Source organism: Pseudoalteromonas aliena, from assembly GCF_038155085.1.
GTDB lineage: Bacteria > Pseudomonadota > Gammaproteobacteria > Enterobacterales > Alteromonadaceae > Pseudoalteromonas > Pseudoalteromonas aliena_A.
This window is the reverse complement of sequence record NZ_JBAKAU010000018.1, coordinates 16,149-32,275: the sequence shown is the minus strand read 5'-3', so window position 1 is coordinate 32,275 and position 16,127 is coordinate 16,149. Positions and strand designations below refer to the sequence as shown.

The following is a 16,127-nucleotide window of genomic DNA, read 5'->3' as shown; positions in this document are numbered from 1 at the left end:
TATGCTAAAAAAGTGGTTACCTAATTGGCTTAACGGCTTAATTGTAGGCTGCGTATTATTCTCTAATGTGATTATTTTTGGCACCTTAGTTTTATTACTGGGAGTGGTTAAACTACTACTGCCCTTGAGGATAATAAATACTCTTTTACACCTTGTTTATCGTGGCTGGTGTAATGGTAATAGATTTGGTTTGTGGCTGGGCTGTCCTAACATTGAAGTAAATATAAATGGCGATTTAAACGCGCAAAGTTGGTATTTACTTATTTGCAATCATATGAGCTGGCTAGATATAGCCGTACTTAGCTCATTACATGAATTGCCAGCTCCAAAGTTTTTTTTAAAAGATGAATTAAAGTATGTGCCTTTTATTGGTACTGGCGCGTGGGCTATGGGCATGCCATTTATGAAGCGCGTGAGTAAAGCGCAGCTCGCTAAAAACCCAAAGCTCAAAGGTTTAGATGTTGAGCGTACAAAACACAGTTGCCGTAACTTTAAGCGTAATCCCACTACAATAATTAATTTTGTAGAAGGCACCCGCTATACGCCCGAAAAGCACGCAAGTCAGCAAAGCCCTTTTAAACATTTACTTAAGCCTAAAGCAGGGGGAATAGCCTTTGCGCTTGAGGTGCTTGGCGAGCAATTTGACGCTATGTTGAATTCGAGCGTAGTTTACAGTGGTAAAACTAGCCATGTGTGCCGCAATATTTTAAAAGGCGAGCTTAACTCAATTTATGTCTCTATTGATGTAATACCTATCAGCGAGCAAATGCTAGGCAGCTACCAACACGACAGAGTATTTAGAAGCGATTTTCAAAAATACGTTAATGAGCTTTGGGTTGCTAAAGATAGGCAGCTCACTGGTATTTATGCTCAACAAGATTTACCTGAACCACAAATCAGTAAGGAAATTGAAACACTATGACCCACACACACCTTCAGGATTTAATTGCACCTTGGTTTGAAAAAGTACCCGATGCAAATTTTCTTAGTTCAATTACAGCGGCCTCGATTGGGGTTTTATCACTATTAATTGTCTACTTGTTTACACGCCGATTAATGCTTCCTGGTATTCAAAAAATTGTTACTAAATTATCTCCTGAGCGTATTGGTTTACTCTCCCCATTGCTTAATAAACTCAATAAGCGTATTGCAGGTATGCTTTGTAGTGTACTTTTTTTAGCAACCTTTGATAGCGTATACCCGGTCAATGAGCTAACCGCCGAAGTTTTAAAAACAATTGGTCAAGGTATTCTTATTATTTATGTAGGTTTTATTTTTAGCAGTATAGTGAGTATAGCTGGTGCTATTTATAACCAGCTAGATTTTGCACGCGAAGTGCCTATTCAAGGCTTACTGCAGGTTGTTAAGCTTATTACGTTTATTGTGTGCGCAATATTAATAGTGAGTATCGTACTTGAAAAATCACCTACGTATATTCTCTCTGGTTTTGGTGCGATAGCCGCTGTTACCTTATTAGTATTTAAGGACACTATTTTAGGGTTTGTAGCGAGTATTCAAATTGCGGCAAATCGCTTAGTAACCTATGGTGATTGGATTCAAGTAGAAAACTACGGCGCCGATGGTGAGGTAATTGATTTGGGTTTAAACACTGTAAAAGTGCGCAACTGGGATAAAACTATAACGACTATCCCTACCTATATGTTAGTTGCTGGGTCGTTTAAAAATTGGCGTGGGATGCAAGAGTCGGGCGGGAGGCGGATTAAGCGCTCACTCAATATAGACATGCATAGCATTTGTTTAGTTGGGGAAGGCTTTAGAGAGCAAATAGATGCGGCTATCCCATTGCATGAATACATCAAAGTAACAACATTACCTAACCCAGTTTCTAATTTAGGGCTGTTTCGTCGCTATGCAGAGGGCTACTTAAAGCAGCACAGTAAAATTAATACGTCGCTTACGTTAATGGTACGAGAGCTACAACCTCTTAACCATGGTTTACCTATTGAGTTTTATTGCTTTAGTGAAGACAAGCGCTGGATTTCGTACGAGCATTTACAAGCCGAAATAATGGATCATTTGCTTGCAGTATTACCTGTGTTTGGGCTTAGAGCATACCAAAGCGTAAGTGGGCAATTAAGCCCGTCTAATGAGCAACAAACTGATAAGCCAACATTTAGAGTAATGGCAAAAAGTGTTGCAAAAGACCCACTGCAATAAACAAAGCTAAGAGCCACCAAATAGGTGGCTTTTTAAATCGCAGCCATGCAAATGCGATTATTACTAACGCAACTTGCCAAAGGTTATGCACCGATGAAGTCCAAGTTGGTGAATAAAGGGCGGTCGCTAAAAAACCCACTACAGCAGCATTAAGTGCCGCTATTGAGCTTGCTAAGCGTGGCTTACTTGCCAAATTAATCCAACTTTTCTGAAACGCCAGTATAAGTAAAAAACCAGGCATAAATATAAGCAGTGTAGCTATAAGAGCGCCCGCTAAAGGTTGCTCAGTAGTCAGTTGTGCGCCTAAGTAAGTAGCAATAGTAAACATAGGCCCTGGCACTGCCTGTACACTCGCGTAAGCACTTAAAAACTGATCATCACTCAATGCTGGCACGCCTGCTTGAAGTACCGGCAGTACTACGTGCCCGCCGCCAAACACCATTGCACCCGCTTGGTAAAAAGGGGTAAAAAAAGCAAACTCATGTTCTAGTGGAATAAAGCTAACCCCAAGTAAGAGCGCAAATAACCCCAGTGCAATCCAATTAATATTACAGTTTTTACTGCTAACATCGTCTGCTAATGTGCCAAGTTTGAATAAAGGCCATATAGCACCTATTGTTGCAGCGGTGATTAAAATCGCTATTTGAGTTCCCATCATTGGAAATAACACCAACGCAAGTGTACTCATTACCGCGAGTAACTTAAGCGCAGCACTTGTACAAAAGCTTTTAGTCATACTAAGTGTTGCATCAGCGACTATAACAACGGCAAATAACTTTAAGCCTGCAATAATAGCAAAGTAAACAGCGTCAAACTGATGGGCACTAACCGCAAGTAGCACCATTATTAAAAACGAAGGCAGGGTAAAGCCTACAAAAGCAGCTATACCACCCAGTACCCCAGCTCGCTCAACACCAATAGCAAAACTAACTTGGCTAGATCCAGGCCCAGGCAGTGCTTGACTTAAACTTATTAGCTGGGCATAACGAGCATTACTAAGCCACTTTAAACTATCTACAAAATGACGCTTAAAATAGCCTAAATGAGCAGCTGGGCCGCCAAAGCTCATGCAGCCAAGTAAAAAAAACTGCCTAAAAATAGCTAATAACATAGCGCCAAAGTCCTCGTTAAAAATTCATTTAATTGTCACAAGTCAGTATGACACTTTTATTAATACTACGCTGCAGAGTTTGCTATTGCGTGTATTTGTGAAGTGAGCAGGGGTTAAATTTACTTAATTATTAACAGACACTTCATAGTTTGTTCATAGATGTATTTGCATAATCTTGCTAATTATAGAACGAACAGGACATCATCATGACATTAACTAAATCACTAGTAAGTGCATCTGTAATAGCTTTACTTTTAAGTGGCTGTGAAATGAACAACACTGGTAAAGGTGCAGCTATTGGCGCAGCAGCCGGTGGCGTACTAGGTAAAGCAACGAGTAACCATAAAGATAAACGCATATTTATTGGTGCTGCTATTGGTGCGCTTGCGGGCGCTGCAGTAGGTGATTACATGGATAAGCAAGAAGAAGCGTTTCGTGATGAACTTGCAGGATCGGGCGTTGAAGTTGTACGTGAGGGCGATAATCTACGTTTAGTTATGCCATCTAATATCACTTTTGCGACCGATCAATCTTATATTTCATCAGGCTTTAACGATACCTTAGATGCAATTGCAAAAGTAATGAACAAATACGAAAAAACGTACCTTAGTGTTGAAGGACATACCGATAGCACAGGTAAAGATAGCTACAACATGAACCTATCGCGCGAACGTGCACAAAGCGTTAAAAGCTATTTAGTAAACCAGCAGATTATGGCTGCACGTATTAGTACTACAGGTTATGGCGAAACACGCCCAATTGCGACTAACGATAGCGCAAATGGCCGTGCTCAAAACCGCCGTGTAGAAATTCAAATAGTGCCGAACACAGAAGGTTAGTTTTTGTTGAACTGCAATTCACAAAGACGCTGATACAAAGGGGAGCTTGCTAGTAATTGCTGGTGGCTCCCTGTTGCTTTTATTTCTCCATTTTCCATTACTACAATCACATCTGCATGTTTAACCGTTGCCAACCTATGGGCAATAATCAACGTTGTTCTGTTTTGCATTAAATGCTCAAGCGCGGCTTGAACGTGATGCTCGCTTTGCGCATCGAGTGCGCTGGTTGCTTCATCTAAAAGTAGTATTTCAGGGTCTTTTAAAATAGCGCGTGCCAATACAATACGCTGCTTTTGCCCGCCCGAAAGCCTTACCCCTTGCTCACCTAAAAAGCTGTTATAACCTTGTGGTAACTGTTTAATAAATTCATCTGCGTGGGCGTGCTTTGCAGCGGCATACACTTGCTCGTCAGTGGCATTTGGGTTGCCGTAGCGAATGTTATGCATTACATCTGAGCTAAATAAAATAGGATTTTGTGCCACCATGCCCATTTTACCCCTGAGGGTATTAAGCGATAGGTCTTTAATGTTTATATCATTAAATTTAATCGCGCCATTTGCTGGGTCGTAAAAGCGCTGTAGTAATTCAAATAATGTTGTTTTACCTGCGCCAGAGGGACCAACAATGGCAATGGTTTTACCTTGCTCTATAGTTAAACTTATTTTGTTAAGCGCGCTTACATCGGGGCGAGATGGGTAGTTAAAGCTAATGTTTTCAAGTTCGATGGCGGAGCTATTAGTGTTTACTAATAGTTTTTCATCTTGTGGGATAACAGGGTTTTCTATTTCGCTTTTAACTGCGAGTAGCTCAAGCAAGCGCGCCGCAGCACCTGCTGCACGTTGTAGCTCGCCGTAAACCTCTGCAACGGTTGCAACCGACATAGCCACCATAATAGCGTAAAACACAAAGGCGCCTAGCTCACCTCCAGTCATAGTACCTGCTAATACGTCTCTCCCGCCTACCCAAAGCATTGCGCTAATAGCGCTAAAAGTTAAAAATATTACCGCAGCAATTAAAAATGAGCGTTGCTTAATACGGCTTTTAGCCACACTAAAGGCTTTTTCGGTTTCAAGTGCAAAAGCGTGCTGTTCTTGTGCTTCATGGCTATAACTTTGTACTACTTTAATGTTTTGAATTATCTCGCCGGCATAGGTGCTTATATCTGCTATGGCATCCTGGCTGGAGCTTGCAAGTTTGCGCACCTTTTTACCAAATACCATCATGGGTACTAATACCAGCGGCACACAAGCAACAACGACAAGGGTAAGCTTTAAGTTAGTAACTAATAGCATTACCAAGCCGCCAACCAGCATTAATGCGCTACGCAGTGCCATAGAAAACGATGAGCCAATAATCGATTGCAGTAAGGTGGTGTCGGTTGTTAAACGAGACATAAGCTCGCCACTGCGGTTTTCTTCAAAGTAGCTTGGGTGCAAGGTAACAATACGATTAAATACGGCTTTGCGAATATCGTTACTAACGCGCTCACCAATCCACGACATTAAATAAAAGCGGCTAAACGTGCCCACGGCCAATAAACTAATTAAACCAATAAGTACTAGTACAGCTTGTTGTAGCTGTGCTTGGGAGCCTGCAATAAAGCCGTGATCTATGACAAATTTAACTCCTTGACCCAAGGATAAGTTAACGCCAGCAGTTACTAAAAGGGCGCCAAGCGCCGCTACTACCATCCATTTATACGGTTTAATAAAAGCAAAAATAGGTAATAAACTACTAAAGGCGGCTTTTTCGGGATTAGGTGTTGTTTTTAACATAGTGGATTCTTTTTAAAGGTTAAGGTATAGATATGGCACTAAGATAATAAAAATCAATACTATTAGATATCAATAAGGAAACGTTATGACTACTAAAACCGTAAGTGGAGAATTTAATGTAAATCTAGCCCCTATAGAAGGTTACGCAAGCGGGCAAAATGGTATTAATTTAGGGCGCATGTCGATAGATAAAACATTTACTGGTGCGCTTAATGCTACCAGCCAAGGCGAAATGCTAAGCGCCATGACACCCACGCAAGGCAGTGCCGGTTATGTTGCTATAGAGCAAGTAATAGGCGAGCTTGAAGGCAAAAAAGGCAGCTTTGTATTGCAGCATTTTGGTACTATGGATAAAGGCCAAGATAGTCTAATTTTAAATGTAATTCCTGATTCAGGCACTCATGAGCTAGAAGGGTTAACGGGCAGTATGAAAATACGTATTGAGCAAGGGATTCACCACTACGATTTTGAATACACGTTATAAGATACGCAAGGATTAAAATGCAAAAAGTAATCGAATTTAGAAAGACCCGCTTTTTAGGTGGCGTAGATATAGTCGTACTAAATGATCGCATACAGGAATTAAACCAAGATGGTTGGAAAGTTTTAAACGCAGTGCCATTGGCAAGTTTTTATGGGCAAGTGCAGGGTTATACGTTACTTATTGAAACTGATGAGCTTTAAATGACATTTTCAGTATGGTTAAGCCTAGCGGCTATTTGCATGATGGGGGCAATGTCGCCAGGACCAAGCTTAGCGGTGGTTTTAAAGCACTCACTTAACGGCAGTATGAAAAACGGTATGCTTGCCGCACTCAGCCATGGTACAGGCGTTGGCTTGTATGCCGGTGCATCGTTATTAGGGTTAGGCGCTTTAATGACACAGCTTCCAACGGTTTATCAAATACTCGTTTACTTAGGTGCGGCCTATTTAGCGTATTTAGGCATAAAAATATTGCTAGCAAAACCAAGTAATAACGAGCTTGAAGTACAAAAAAGTGAGGTAAGTGCGGCTAAAGCATTACAAGATGGCTTTGCCATTGTTTTTTTAAACCCAAAACTCGCTATTTTCTTTTTAGCTTTGTTCTCACAGTTTATTGACCCTCAGGCACTTACTTTAAGTGTGGGCATAATTATGTGTTTAACGGTGTTTGTAATTGATACAGGCTGGTATTTACTGGTGGCGTTACTGACAGAGGTTTCAAAAAACCGCTTTGGCTTTACCAAACAAAATCCATGGCTTGATAAAATATTGGGGATTATATTTATCATGCTAGCCATAAAGGTAGTGTTTAGTGTGTAATGATTAATTGTTTTATAAATAAATTAGTTAAAGTGTAACGTAGCTTTTTTTAATCTATAGAACGTTTAGATGTATTGAGGATAAACCAATGAGCAACTCTATTTTAAAAAGTGCCAGCTTTGATCCCAAAGTGAAACAATACTGGATGACCATGGCATGCTTTTTTAGTGCCGTTGCATTAGTGACCATTCCACTTGTACCTGTGGTGTTATTTGTTGTGTGGCTGGTGGCAGGTAAAATTTTGGCTGCTATGTCGGCGCAATTACTCACGCAAAAACTGGTTGTTAAACGCGGTATTTTATTTAAAGAAGAAAAATCGATACCACTTGAAAAAATAACCGATGTTGGGTTGAGCCAAGGGCCGCTGATGCGTTTATTTGGTTTATACCGCTTAAGCTTTGAAACCGCTGGGCAATCTGGTCATGGTGCATTGGTATCATTGCTTGGTGTTGTAAATGCCAGTGAGTTTAGAGAAGCCATACTTGAGCAAAAAGATAACTTAGCCAATCAAAGTAAGTCCTCACAAGAATCTACAGATCAAAGTGAGAAAGAACTCTTAAGGTCGCTAACTTATAGCGTGAAAAATATTGAGCAAATGTTGGTCGTCTTGCTTGATGAAAAGCAGCAAAAGTAGTCTGTTTTAAAATTGTAATAATCATAGGGATGCTCTTATGGATGTTGGCGTAGATAATATATTTAGTAGTTATCCTGAGGTAGCTAAAAGTAAGCTTATGAGATTACGAGAATTGATTTATATCATAGCACAAGAGCAAAACTTAGGAGGTGTCGAAGAGTCTTTAAAGTGGGGAGAGCCAAGCTATAACGTAATAAGTGGTAGCCCAATTCGCTTAGGCTTTAAGGGCTCATCGTGTTATTTGTTCTTTCATTGCCAAACAAAGCTTGTAAGTACATTTAGAGAGTTGCATTCTCAAAGCCTTGCTTTTGAGGGGAATAGAGCGATTATCTTAAATAGTAAAAAGTCATTACCAGAATATCCAATCAAAGAATGTATCAAATTAGCACTGACTTATCACAACGTTAAACGCCTACCTTTGCTAGGCGTATAATTATAAGTACTTAGTTGATACTTAAAATACACTACATATTTGGTTTGCGTCACAGGTAATAACGGTTACGTTTTCGTAGCCAACACGCGTTAATGCTTCCGCTCCCAACGTTGCGCGTGCACCACTTGCGCAGTGTACGTAAATGGGGCGAGCTGCGTCTTTTTCTATTTCCATTAATTTCATTTCGAGTAACCCGCGCGGAATATTTATTGCTCCTATCGCGGCTTTTGTTGCGTGTTCTGCAGGTTCGCGCACATCAATAAGTAAGCCTTTATTTTGTTCGAGTTCTATTTTTGCTTGCGCTGCGTCAATACGGCGCTGGTTAGGTGTGATAATTTTAAGTAAGTCAGGGATCGATGTAAGCATGCTTTTTTAGTCCTTAAGGTTACGTTTGCGTAATTGTGTGATCATCAAATACTAACAACTAATAGCAGATTGAATTAAGTTTAGTGTAATAAAAACAGTAAGCCATATTCATCTAGGATCAAAATATTGCAGCTATACAAATACGGCAATAATGAGTCCCGCAATTAAAAATGAGCTATTGAGCTTTATTTAGTGTTTTATTTACTATATTCGTTTTTTCTATATTAGTAAATTCTAATGTTAGACATTAACAATGCATATATTTATACTCCAATCACTTTTTATAATAAGAGCATGCTATGAATATCGACTTTATTGCAATGGCTGGGAATGTGGCGCAGGCAGAGCAGTTATTAAAAATTTTAGCGAATAAAAATCGCTTAATGATTTTATGCTCTTTGCAAGATAAAGAAATGAGTGTATCGCAGCTGAATGAAGCCGTCCCTTTAGCACAATCGGCACTTTCTCAACATTTAGCTGCATTACGAAAAGCGAATGTTGTTGCCACTCGCCGTGAAAGCCAAACTATTTATTATCGTATAATTGACGATAACGCAGTGCAATTATTAGGCATGCTATATAACTTATTTTGTAAAGACTAACGATTTTTAGTGGCGTGAGTAGCGTAGCGAAAGCAGGTTAGAATAACTTCAGCTCTATTGTTTTTGTGCTATTAACTTTTTAAAGCATTTGTACTTAAATAGATTTTGTACGAAAACAGCCACTATGCTTAGACGAAGCTACAAATATATAGCAGCACATTACCGCAAGGTTTAACCCAAGCGATAAGTTTGCGGTTAAATACCATCTCAAATAAACGTAGCTATTTCATCGATAGATTTTTTATCCAGTGCATGAGCCGGTATTGTTGCACCACTACTTGGGTAGCCTGTTATAAGTAGCATATACGGGCGCTCGTTATCTCTATCGCGATTACATATGTCGGTTAAAAAGCTCATTGGTTTTGGAGTATGAGTAAGAGTAGCTAAGCCACAGCGGTGCAGGGCTTGAATTAAAAAGCCGGTAGCTAAGCCAACAGACTCATGCACATAGTAATTAGTATTTTTATCATCGGTGCTTACGCCCCCCTTTTTTTGACTAAATACAGCTATAAGCCAAGGTGCATGCTCTAAATAAGGTTTATTGGCGTCGGTACCTAATGGTTTTAGCGCATCTAACCACTCTTCACCTGCTCTGCCTTCGTAAAAAGAACGCTCTAATTTTTCTGCGGCTTTTCTTATTTGTTTTTTTACATCGCTACTGTTTATAGCCACAAAATGCCAAGGCTGATGATTCGCCCCACTTGGTGCTGTGCCAGCTGCTTTTATACATGCTTCAATAATATTTTTTGGTACTGGGCGATCGCTAAAGCTGCGAATGCTATGGCGGCGTTGGCTGGTTTGTAAAAACTCATTAGCACGATTTAGCATTTCTTCATGTGGATATTCTATAAAGTCGTTTAATGGCTGGCTTTGGTGATCTTGCATGGCTTTTCGCTTCTTATAAAAAGTATATGTGGTTTTTATACCGAGTGAATACAGTACAGGCAAGTGTTATGAGTTTAAATTATGTTTATTTGTTGTTACAAATTTAACTAGTAAGTAACTTATGTTCCTATTTTTCTTGTGGTATAAAACATTATAAAAATAATTACTCATATTCAAGGAAGTAAAAATGCTATCAATAACAGGGTTATCTAAAACCTACGATAACGGCGTACATGCACTACAAGGTGTTGATTTATCTATCGGCAAAGGGATGTTTGGATTGCTTGGGCCAAATGGTGCAGGTAAATCATCGCTCATGCGTACCATTGCAACACTCCAGTCGGCTGATTCAGGTTCAATTACTTTTGATGGCATTGATGTATTTAAAGACCCACAGGCTCTGCGCCAACGTTTAGGTTACCTCCCGCAAGATTTTGGTGTATACCCACGTGTTAGTGCTTACGACTTGCTAGATCATATGGCTGTTTTAAAGGGGATTCATAATAAAGCAGAGCGTAAAGAATCGGTTGAAGGATTACTTGCGCACACTAATTTATATCAACATCGCTCAAAAGCGGTCAGTGGCTTTTCCGGCGGTATGCGCCAGCGTTTTGGTATTGCACAGGCATTGCTGGGCGATCCTGATTTACTAATCGTTGATGAGCCAACAGCGGGGCTAGATCCTGAGGAGCGTAATCGTTTCCATAACTTATTAGTAAGTTTAGGCGAGCAAAAAATAGTTATATTATCGACCCATATTGTTGAAGATGTTGCAGAGCTTTGCCCTAACATGGCGGTGCTGGCTGGCGGTAAAATTTTATTGGAAGGCAACCCAATAGCGCTTACCGATAAGCTCCAAGGACAAATTTGGCGCAAAGCCATGAGCCAAGAAGAAGCGCAAGAACTTGAGCCGCAATTACCGGTTATTTCTAAGCGCTTATTTGCAGGGAAAACAATTTTACATGTAATAGCAGAGCAAGCCCCACAAGGGTTTGAAGCAAGTAATGCAAATTTAGAAGATGTGTATTTTTCTACGCTGCTTAATCATCGTAACAGCGAAGTAGCATAAGGAGGCGTTATGTTTTTTAATATGCTCGCGTTTGAGCTGCGTTATTTCGCGCGTCAGCCTTCGTTTTATGTGACCTCATTAATCTTCTTTTTTATGGCGTTTTTTATAAGCTCTAGTAGTAAGTTTCCGCTAGGTGGGGCGAATGTCCATATGAACTCGCCGTTCTCGATTATGCTTTTAACCGTTACATTTTGTACACTCGCTATGTTTTTAGTGGTTAACTTTGTTGCCAGCTCTGCTATTCGCAACAGTGAAAGCAAAATGGATGAGCTGGTTTTTAGTAAGCCTGTTAATCCTGTGCCTTATCAAGCAGGGCGTTTTTTTGGTTCTTACTTAGTTGTACTTATTGTGTTTTTAAGCGTGCCATTGGGTGTGTTTTTAGGGTCGCAATTTGGTTTATTGGTTGGCTGGCTCGATAGCGAATTGGTAGGTCCTAATAAGCTAATGTACTACGCTGCGCCTTATCTTTATTTAGCAGTGCCAAGTTTACTGGTGCTTTCGGCTATTTTTAATAGTGTAGCGGTCTATTTTAAAACCATGATGTCGGTTTATGTAGCAGCTGTTGTGATTTTTATAGCCTATCAAATTGCCGGCGTTTACTTTGATGATTTAGCATTTAGAAATATTGTTGTTTACGCCGACCCATTTGGCTCTGGTTCGTTAATTGATTTAACACGTTATTGGACTGTAAATGATAAAAACACAGAAGTGCTAACGCTCACAGGTGACCTTTTAGTTAACCGTATATTGTGGGTGGCAATCAGTGTTGCAATGTTTTTTGGTCTTGGAAAGCTAAGCAACCGCATAGTAACTAAAAAACAGAAGAAGCAATTTAAAGTCTCTGCTTTTGTACAAAATAAACAAGCTGCACTTATCAATAGTGCTAAAAATTATAAATCAGCGGGGGTTAGTACTAAATCTCAGCTAATAATGCGCAGTATATTTGAACTTAAACAAGTTATATTTAGTGCTCCTTTTATGATTTTAGCGGGTGTAAGCATTGTAACGCTTATGATCCCTCTGTTTGCGCCTATTGGTGCTTATGGCACTACTAACAGGCCTTTAACTCAGAATATGGTCAATATTATTAGTGGTATTTCCGGTTTATTTTTGTTTGTTATTATCGCTTTTTATAGTGCTGAGCTTGTATGGCGAGAGCGACAAAGTGGCATGGGCGATATTGTTGACAGCTTTCCGGTGCATAATAGTGTTTTTTGGGTGTCAAAAATACTGGCTTTAATCGTCGCTATTTCTGGGTTGTTCCTCGTGGGAATGATACTCACAATTACAGTTCAGTTATTTAAAGGTCAATTTAATTTAGAGCTAGGACAGTATTTATTTAGGATTGTTTACTTATCGATTTTACCGTTGATTATGCTGACGGTACTCGCCTTCTTTTTACAGATTATTAGCCCGAATAAATATGTAGGAATGGGTTTGTTTATTTTGTATTACATAGCGCAAAAAGTTATGGGCTCTTATGGGTTTGAGCATCATATGTATCATTTTTCGCAAAGCAGTAGTGTACCGTATTCTGATATAAATGGTTATGGGCACTTTTTACAAGGCGCGCATTGGTACACATTATATTGGGGCGCGTTAAGCCTTGTTTTAGCGATTGTTGGGTTTGCGTTGTGGCATCGTGGTCCTTCACAAACGCTGCGCACACGCCTGTCTATGCTTCGTTATAATATGTCGTTAAAAGGGCAAGCGATTGCGGTTGTTAGTGCATTAGTGTTTGTTGGTGCAGGCTACAATATTTATAACAACACGCGAGTTTTGAATGAGTTTACTACGAGCGATGAGTTTCAAGACAAGCAAATAAGTTATGAGCAGCAGTTTGCACAATACAAAGACTTAGCACTACCGATGGTGACCGATGTTGACTTAACTGTTGATATTTATCCTAAAAGGCGCGCTTTAAACGCCGTGGCTAAAATTAAGTTTACCAATACCTCTAACGAGCCAATTACGCGAGTATTGATCACCTCACCTCAACACGCTAAAAGTTGGGATGTAGCCATGGCTGGCGGTAAGATAGTTGAAAAATTACCAGCGTTTTATTCAGCATGGTTTGAGTTTGAGCAGCCGCTTATGCCAAACGAAGTAAGAGAAGGGCAGCTGTCGGTTACTCGCGATCATACAGGCTTTACTGATCAAGGCTCTGATACACAATTAGTTGCCAATGGCACGTTTATTAATAACTTGGAACTCCTTCCTAGTTTTGGTTATAACCGTGGTTTACAGGTAGCTGATAAATTTGAACGCCGTAAGCATGATTTACCTGAGCTTGAACGTGCCCATAAGCTAGAAGACAGTCAGTACTATACACAAAGTAATTTTGGTGCAGCTAATGGGTTTATTAACTTTAAGGCGACGGTAACAACCGACGAGTCGCAATTTGCGATTACCCCAGGGTATTTGCAAAGTGAAAGTGTAAAAGAGGGGCGTCGTACCTTTGTTTATGAAATGGATGCGCCCATTTTAAACTTTTATGCGGTGCTTTCGGCAGAGCTTGAAAGTAAAAAGGTTGAGCATAACGGTGTAAATATTGAGGTGTACTACCACAAAAATCATGCATGGAATGTTGGCCGTATGATTGAGTCGGTACAAGACTCGATAGATTACTTTACACAAGCATTCGGGCCGTATCAGCATAAACAGCTACGTATAATTGAATTTCCTAAGTATCGCTCGTTTGCACAAAGTTTTGCCAATACAGTCCCTTACTCAGAAAGCATGGGGTTTATTACAGACTTAAGAGATGAGAGTAAAGTTGACTACCCTTACTATGTTACCGCACATGAAGTAGCGCACCAGTGGTGGGGGCATCAAGTATCGGCGGCTAATGTAGAGGGGAGCGCGGTTATTTCTGAAACGCTTTCACAATACAGTGCGCTTATGGTGCTTGAAAAACGCTTTGGCGCAGAGAAGCTACGTAAGTTTTTAAAATATGAGCTTGATAGGTACTTAATAGGGCGTACAGGGGAAGCCTTTGAAGAAATGCCTCTATATAAAACGCAGTCTCAACAATATCTTCATTACAATAAAGGATCAGTTACGATGATGGCGATTTATGATCGTTTAGGTGAAAAACGTTTAAATGATGCACTCAAAGCATTTTTAAACGAGTTTCAGTACCAATCAACACCATACCCAACTACGCTTGATTTACTTAGCTATTTAAAACAAGACGCAACGCAAGCAGAACAAAATTTTATTGACGATCAGTTTAAATATATCACCTTGTATGAGCTTGAGATGAAAGATGCGTCAGTTACAGATAGCGTTGATAGCGAAGGGTTTTATACTGTAACACTTAGCGTAGAAGCAGTTAAACAGCGTGCGGATGGCCAAGGTGAAGAAACTGAGCAGCCGCTCGATGAGTTAATTGATATTGCATTATTTAACGACGACCCTGAAAACTTACTTGCTGAAAATTTTGTTATTTACTCGCAAAAGCATCAAATAGTATCTGGTACCAATATTATTGAGCTTAAAGTAAAAGAAAAGCCACTATTTGCGGGGGTTGATCCTTATATTAAGTTGGTCGACAAAGACAGTAAAAACAATTTAGCTAAGTTTTAACTGCTATTTAAATAACTATTCTTTTAGTTAACTAATTTGTATTCAGATTAACTACTTCAAAGGCCGCATTTATGCGGCCTTTATGTGTAATAAACTGTATAGAATTTCATAGCGTTTCTACATCTTCCTCACAGCTTTTTACGCTAATATTTTATGTTCTCTTATAAAGTTACCTTTACTGGTATTTAGTTTATAAGGAAGAGTATGAAACCATTAATAATAGGGGTTATAGCATTAAGCCTCAGTGCTTGTTCTGCGGTAACCATTCAGCCACAGGCAACAGCAAAAATAACGAGCCAAGCTAATTACGAAGATAGCCGCCCATTTTATCTATGGGGATTAGTGGGTGAGCAGCGGGTAGACGTAAAACAAATATGTTCAAATACACCCGTAATTCAAATGCAGTCACAGCAAACGTTTAGTGATGGAGCGCTGAGTTTAATTACGCTTGGAATATACTCGCCTCATACCATTAAAGTGTGGTGCCAAGAGCAAGTGCGGGGGGAAACATCATGAGTACCAAGCTATTTGCAGCCGGTTGCACACTGATTATTTTAACGGGGTGTACAAATATTTACTTTGATAACGGTATGCAGAGCAAAGTAAGCAATAAAACGCTAAAAAGCTCTAAGTGGCATCATAATTTTGCACTTGCCTTGTACGAAGGCTCAGAGCCGTTAGATTTAACAACACATTGCCCACAAGGGGAGTGGCAAAGCGTTCATACGTATAAATCGTTTACTAATGGTTTAGCTGAGGTGGTTGTGAATCAAATCGGCCCAGCTTGGTATCCTAAAACAGTAGAAGTACAATGTAATAAGGTACCATTTAAAGCTAAATAATTATTTAAAATAGTTATTCGTAACGCAGTGAATCTATAGGGTTTAGCCTTGCTGCTTTAATAGTAGGAGCTAAACCAAATATAATCCCAATCATTGATGTAAATACCAACGATAACATAACTGCACAGCATATTATTGCCTCAGCACAACCTCTTAAGCATTTTTTGCTCTTAAGAAAAATGGCGATATTAGAGTTCGGTTTATCAATTTTAGTTCTTCACAACCGAGCTTATTACAGTCGCGTTTAGATTCTGAGTTAGTGACGAGGCAGATTGAGTTTTCACTTTATGAAATGAAAGCAATCAAGATGGAAGTTTAGACCAATGCCAGTTATTGGGTATTAAATTTATGTGTCGGTCATCGCTTGCAGGCGGCATATTTTCGCAGAAATGATGAAAAATCTATTTGTTATTTTCATGTGTTCGAACACGCCGGCAGCGAAATTGGCGCAAGCTCAATTAATCAGGTTATATATGCATGGTTTTTAATACACCTAAGTAGAT

The 16,127-nt window shown here is 39.7% G+C and carries 17 protein-coding genes; 13 read left to right on the top strand and 4 right to left on the bottom strand.

Features of this window, described 5'->3' with window-relative positions:
• Position 1: 1 nt before the first annotated feature.
• Together V6260_RS15160 and V6260_RS15155 are read left to right on the top strand one after the other, a co-directional pair.
• A complete protein-coding gene (locus V6260_RS15160; RefSeq protein WP_341594965.1) occupies positions 2 to 922 on the top strand; it encodes an acetyltransferase in 921 nt (306 codons plus the stop codon).
• Complete coding sequence (locus V6260_RS15155; protein ID WP_341594964.1) at positions 919 to 2,178, top strand: mechanosensitive ion channel family protein; 1,260 nt, start codon at positions 919 to 921, stop codon at positions 2,176 to 2,178. The genes V6260_RS15160 and V6260_RS15155 overlap by 4 nt, the downstream gene beginning before the upstream one ends.
• Here the strand turns inward: V6260_RS15155 and chrA are convergent.
• A complete protein-coding gene (gene chrA, locus V6260_RS15150; RefSeq protein WP_341594963.1) occupies positions 2,135 to 3,289 on the bottom strand; it encodes a chromate efflux transporter in 1,155 nt (384 codons plus the stop codon). The genes V6260_RS15155 and chrA overlap by 44 nt on opposite strands.
• A gap of 206 nt (positions 3,290 to 3,495) precedes the next feature.
• Here chrA and V6260_RS15145 point away from each other — a divergent pair, with 206 nt between their 5' ends.
• Positions 3,496 to 4,128, top strand: coding sequence for an OmpA family protein (locus V6260_RS15145; protein WP_341594962.1), 633 nt, complete (start codon positions 3,496 to 3,498; stop codon positions 4,126 to 4,128).
• On the opposite strand, the gene V6260_RS15140 is transcribed toward V6260_RS15145, so the two are convergent.
• The gene (locus V6260_RS15140; RefSeq protein WP_341594961.1) at positions 4,125 to 5,903 is read right to left on the bottom strand and encodes an ABC transporter transmembrane domain-containing protein; all 1,779 of its coding nucleotides are present in this window, start codon (positions 5,901 to 5,903) and stop codon (positions 4,125 to 4,127) included. The two genes, V6260_RS15145 and V6260_RS15140, sit on opposite strands and share 4 nt — an antisense overlap.
• A gap of 85 nt (positions 5,904 to 5,988) precedes the next feature.
• On the opposite strand from V6260_RS15140, the gene V6260_RS15135 reads away from it, so the two are divergent.
• The 5 genes from V6260_RS15135 to V6260_RS15115 all read left to right on the top strand — a co-directional run bounded on the left by V6260_RS15135 (position 5,989) and on the right by V6260_RS15115 (position 8,272).
• Positions 5,989 to 6,387 (top strand): DUF3224 domain-containing protein, encoded by a 399-nt coding sequence (locus tag V6260_RS15135; RefSeq protein ID WP_341594960.1) that lies wholly within the window; start codon positions 5,989 to 5,991, stop codon positions 6,385 to 6,387.
• Positions 6,388 to 6,404: 17 nt separating this feature from the next.
• Positions 6,405 to 6,587: a hypothetical protein gene (locus tag V6260_RS15130; RefSeq protein WP_341594959.1), complete on the top strand. Its 183-nt coding sequence runs from the start codon at positions 6,405 to 6,407 to the stop codon at positions 6,585 to 6,587.
• Complete coding sequence (locus V6260_RS15125; RefSeq protein WP_341594958.1) at positions 6,588 to 7,205, top strand: LysE family translocator; 618 nt, start codon at positions 6,588 to 6,590, stop codon at positions 7,203 to 7,205. It begins immediately after the preceding gene.
• An 88-nt stretch (positions 7,206 to 7,293) separates the two neighbouring features.
• A complete protein-coding gene (locus V6260_RS15120) occupies positions 7,294 to 7,839 on the top strand; it encodes a PH domain-containing protein (protein ID WP_341594957.1) in 546 nt (181 codons plus the stop codon).
• Positions 7,840 to 7,876: 37 nt separating this feature from the next.
• Positions 7,877 to 8,272, top strand: coding sequence for a DUF1801 domain-containing protein (locus V6260_RS15115; protein ID WP_341594956.1), 396 nt, complete (start codon positions 7,877 to 7,879; stop codon positions 8,270 to 8,272).
• A 21-nt stretch (positions 8,273 to 8,293) separates the two neighbouring features.
• On the opposite strand, the gene V6260_RS15110 is transcribed toward V6260_RS15115, so the two are convergent.
• On the bottom strand, positions 8,294 to 8,638 hold the full coding sequence (locus V6260_RS15110) for a rhodanese-like domain-containing protein (RefSeq protein ID WP_341594955.1): 345 nt from the start codon (positions 8,636 to 8,638) through the stop codon (positions 8,294 to 8,296).
• 299 nt (positions 8,639 to 8,937) lie between these two features.
• On the opposite strand from V6260_RS15110, the gene V6260_RS15105 reads away from it, so the two are divergent.
• Complete coding sequence (locus tag V6260_RS15105) at positions 8,938 to 9,240, top strand: metalloregulator ArsR/SmtB family transcription factor (RefSeq protein WP_341594954.1); 303 nt, start codon at positions 8,938 to 8,940, stop codon at positions 9,238 to 9,240.
• A 207-nt stretch (positions 9,241 to 9,447) separates the two neighbouring features.
• Here the strand turns inward: V6260_RS15105 and V6260_RS15100 are convergent, their stop codons facing one another.
• Positions 9,448 to 10,125, bottom strand: coding sequence for a nitroreductase family protein (locus tag V6260_RS15100; protein WP_341594953.1), 678 nt, complete (start codon positions 10,123 to 10,125; stop codon positions 9,448 to 9,450).
• Between the two features lie 187 nt (positions 10,126 to 10,312).
• Between V6260_RS15100 and V6260_RS15095 the strand changes: the two genes are divergently transcribed.
• The 4 genes from V6260_RS15095 (at position 10,313) to V6260_RS15080 (ending at position 15,624) form a co-directional block, all read left to right on the top strand.
• A complete protein-coding gene (locus V6260_RS15095) occupies positions 10,313 to 11,194 on the top strand; it encodes an ABC transporter ATP-binding protein (protein WP_341594952.1) in 882 nt (293 codons plus the stop codon).
• A gap of 9 nt (positions 11,195 to 11,203) precedes the next feature.
• Complete coding sequence (locus V6260_RS15090) at positions 11,204 to 14,782, top strand: ABC transporter permease/M1 family aminopeptidase (RefSeq protein WP_341594951.1); 3,579 nt, start codon at positions 11,204 to 11,206, stop codon at positions 14,780 to 14,782.
• A gap of 204 nt (positions 14,783 to 14,986) precedes the next feature.
• Positions 14,987 to 15,298: a Bor family protein gene (locus tag V6260_RS15085; protein ID WP_341594950.1), complete on the top strand. Its 312-nt coding sequence runs from the start codon at positions 14,987 to 14,989 to the stop codon at positions 15,296 to 15,298.
• Positions 15,295 to 15,624 carry a Bor/Iss family lipoprotein gene (locus tag V6260_RS15080; RefSeq protein WP_341594949.1) on the top strand — a complete coding sequence of 110 codons (330 nt, stop codon included), beginning with the start codon at positions 15,295 to 15,297 and terminating at the stop codon, positions 15,622 to 15,624. Before V6260_RS15085 ends, V6260_RS15080 begins: the two co-directional genes overlap by 4 nt.
• Positions 15,625 to 16,127 lie beyond the last annotated feature (503 nt).

Coding starts and splice junctions, on each gene's coding strand:
- V6260_RS15160 (WP_341594965.1), top strand. CDS start 2: ATGCTAAAAAAGTGGTTACCTAATTGGCTTAACGGCTTAATTGTAGGC.
- V6260_RS15155 (WP_341594964.1), top strand. CDS start 919: ATGACCCACACACACCTTCAGGATTTAATTGCACCTTGGTTTGAAAAA.
- chrA (WP_341594963.1), bottom strand. CDS start 3,289: ATGTTATTAGCTATTTTTAGGCAGTTTTTTTTACTTGGCTGCATGAGC.
- V6260_RS15145 (WP_341594962.1), top strand. CDS start 3,496: ATGACATTAACTAAATCACTAGTAAGTGCATCTGTAATAGCTTTACTT.
- V6260_RS15140 (WP_341594961.1), bottom strand. CDS start 5,903: ATGTTAAAAACAACACCTAATCCCGAAAAAGCCGCCTTTAGTAGTTTA.
- V6260_RS15135 (WP_341594960.1), top strand. CDS start 5,989: ATGACTACTAAAACCGTAAGTGGAGAATTTAATGTAAATCTAGCCCCT.
- V6260_RS15130 (WP_341594959.1), top strand. CDS start 6,405: ATGCAAAAAGTAATCGAATTTAGAAAGACCCGCTTTTTAGGTGGCGTA.
- V6260_RS15125 (WP_341594958.1), top strand. CDS start 6,588: ATGACATTTTCAGTATGGTTAAGCCTAGCGGCTATTTGCATGATGGGG.
- V6260_RS15120 (WP_341594957.1), top strand. CDS start 7,294: ATGAGCAACTCTATTTTAAAAAGTGCCAGCTTTGATCCCAAAGTGAAA.
- V6260_RS15115 (WP_341594956.1), top strand. CDS start 7,877: ATGGATGTTGGCGTAGATAATATATTTAGTAGTTATCCTGAGGTAGCT.
- V6260_RS15110 (WP_341594955.1), bottom strand. CDS start 8,638: ATGCTTACATCGATCCCTGACTTACTTAAAATTATCACACCTAACCAG.
- V6260_RS15105 (WP_341594954.1), top strand. CDS start 8,938: ATGAATATCGACTTTATTGCAATGGCTGGGAATGTGGCGCAGGCAGAG.
- V6260_RS15100 (WP_341594953.1), bottom strand. CDS start 10,125: ATGCAAGATCACCAAAGCCAGCCATTAAACGACTTTATAGAATATCCA.
- V6260_RS15095 (WP_341594952.1), top strand. CDS start 10,313: ATGCTATCAATAACAGGGTTATCTAAAACCTACGATAACGGCGTACAT.
- V6260_RS15090 (WP_341594951.1), top strand. CDS start 11,204: ATGTTTTTTAATATGCTCGCGTTTGAGCTGCGTTATTTCGCGCGTCAG.
- V6260_RS15085 (WP_341594950.1), top strand. CDS start 14,987: ATGAAACCATTAATAATAGGGGTTATAGCATTAAGCCTCAGTGCTTGT.
- V6260_RS15080 (WP_341594949.1), top strand. CDS start 15,295: ATGAGTACCAAGCTATTTGCAGCCGGTTGCACACTGATTATTTTAACG.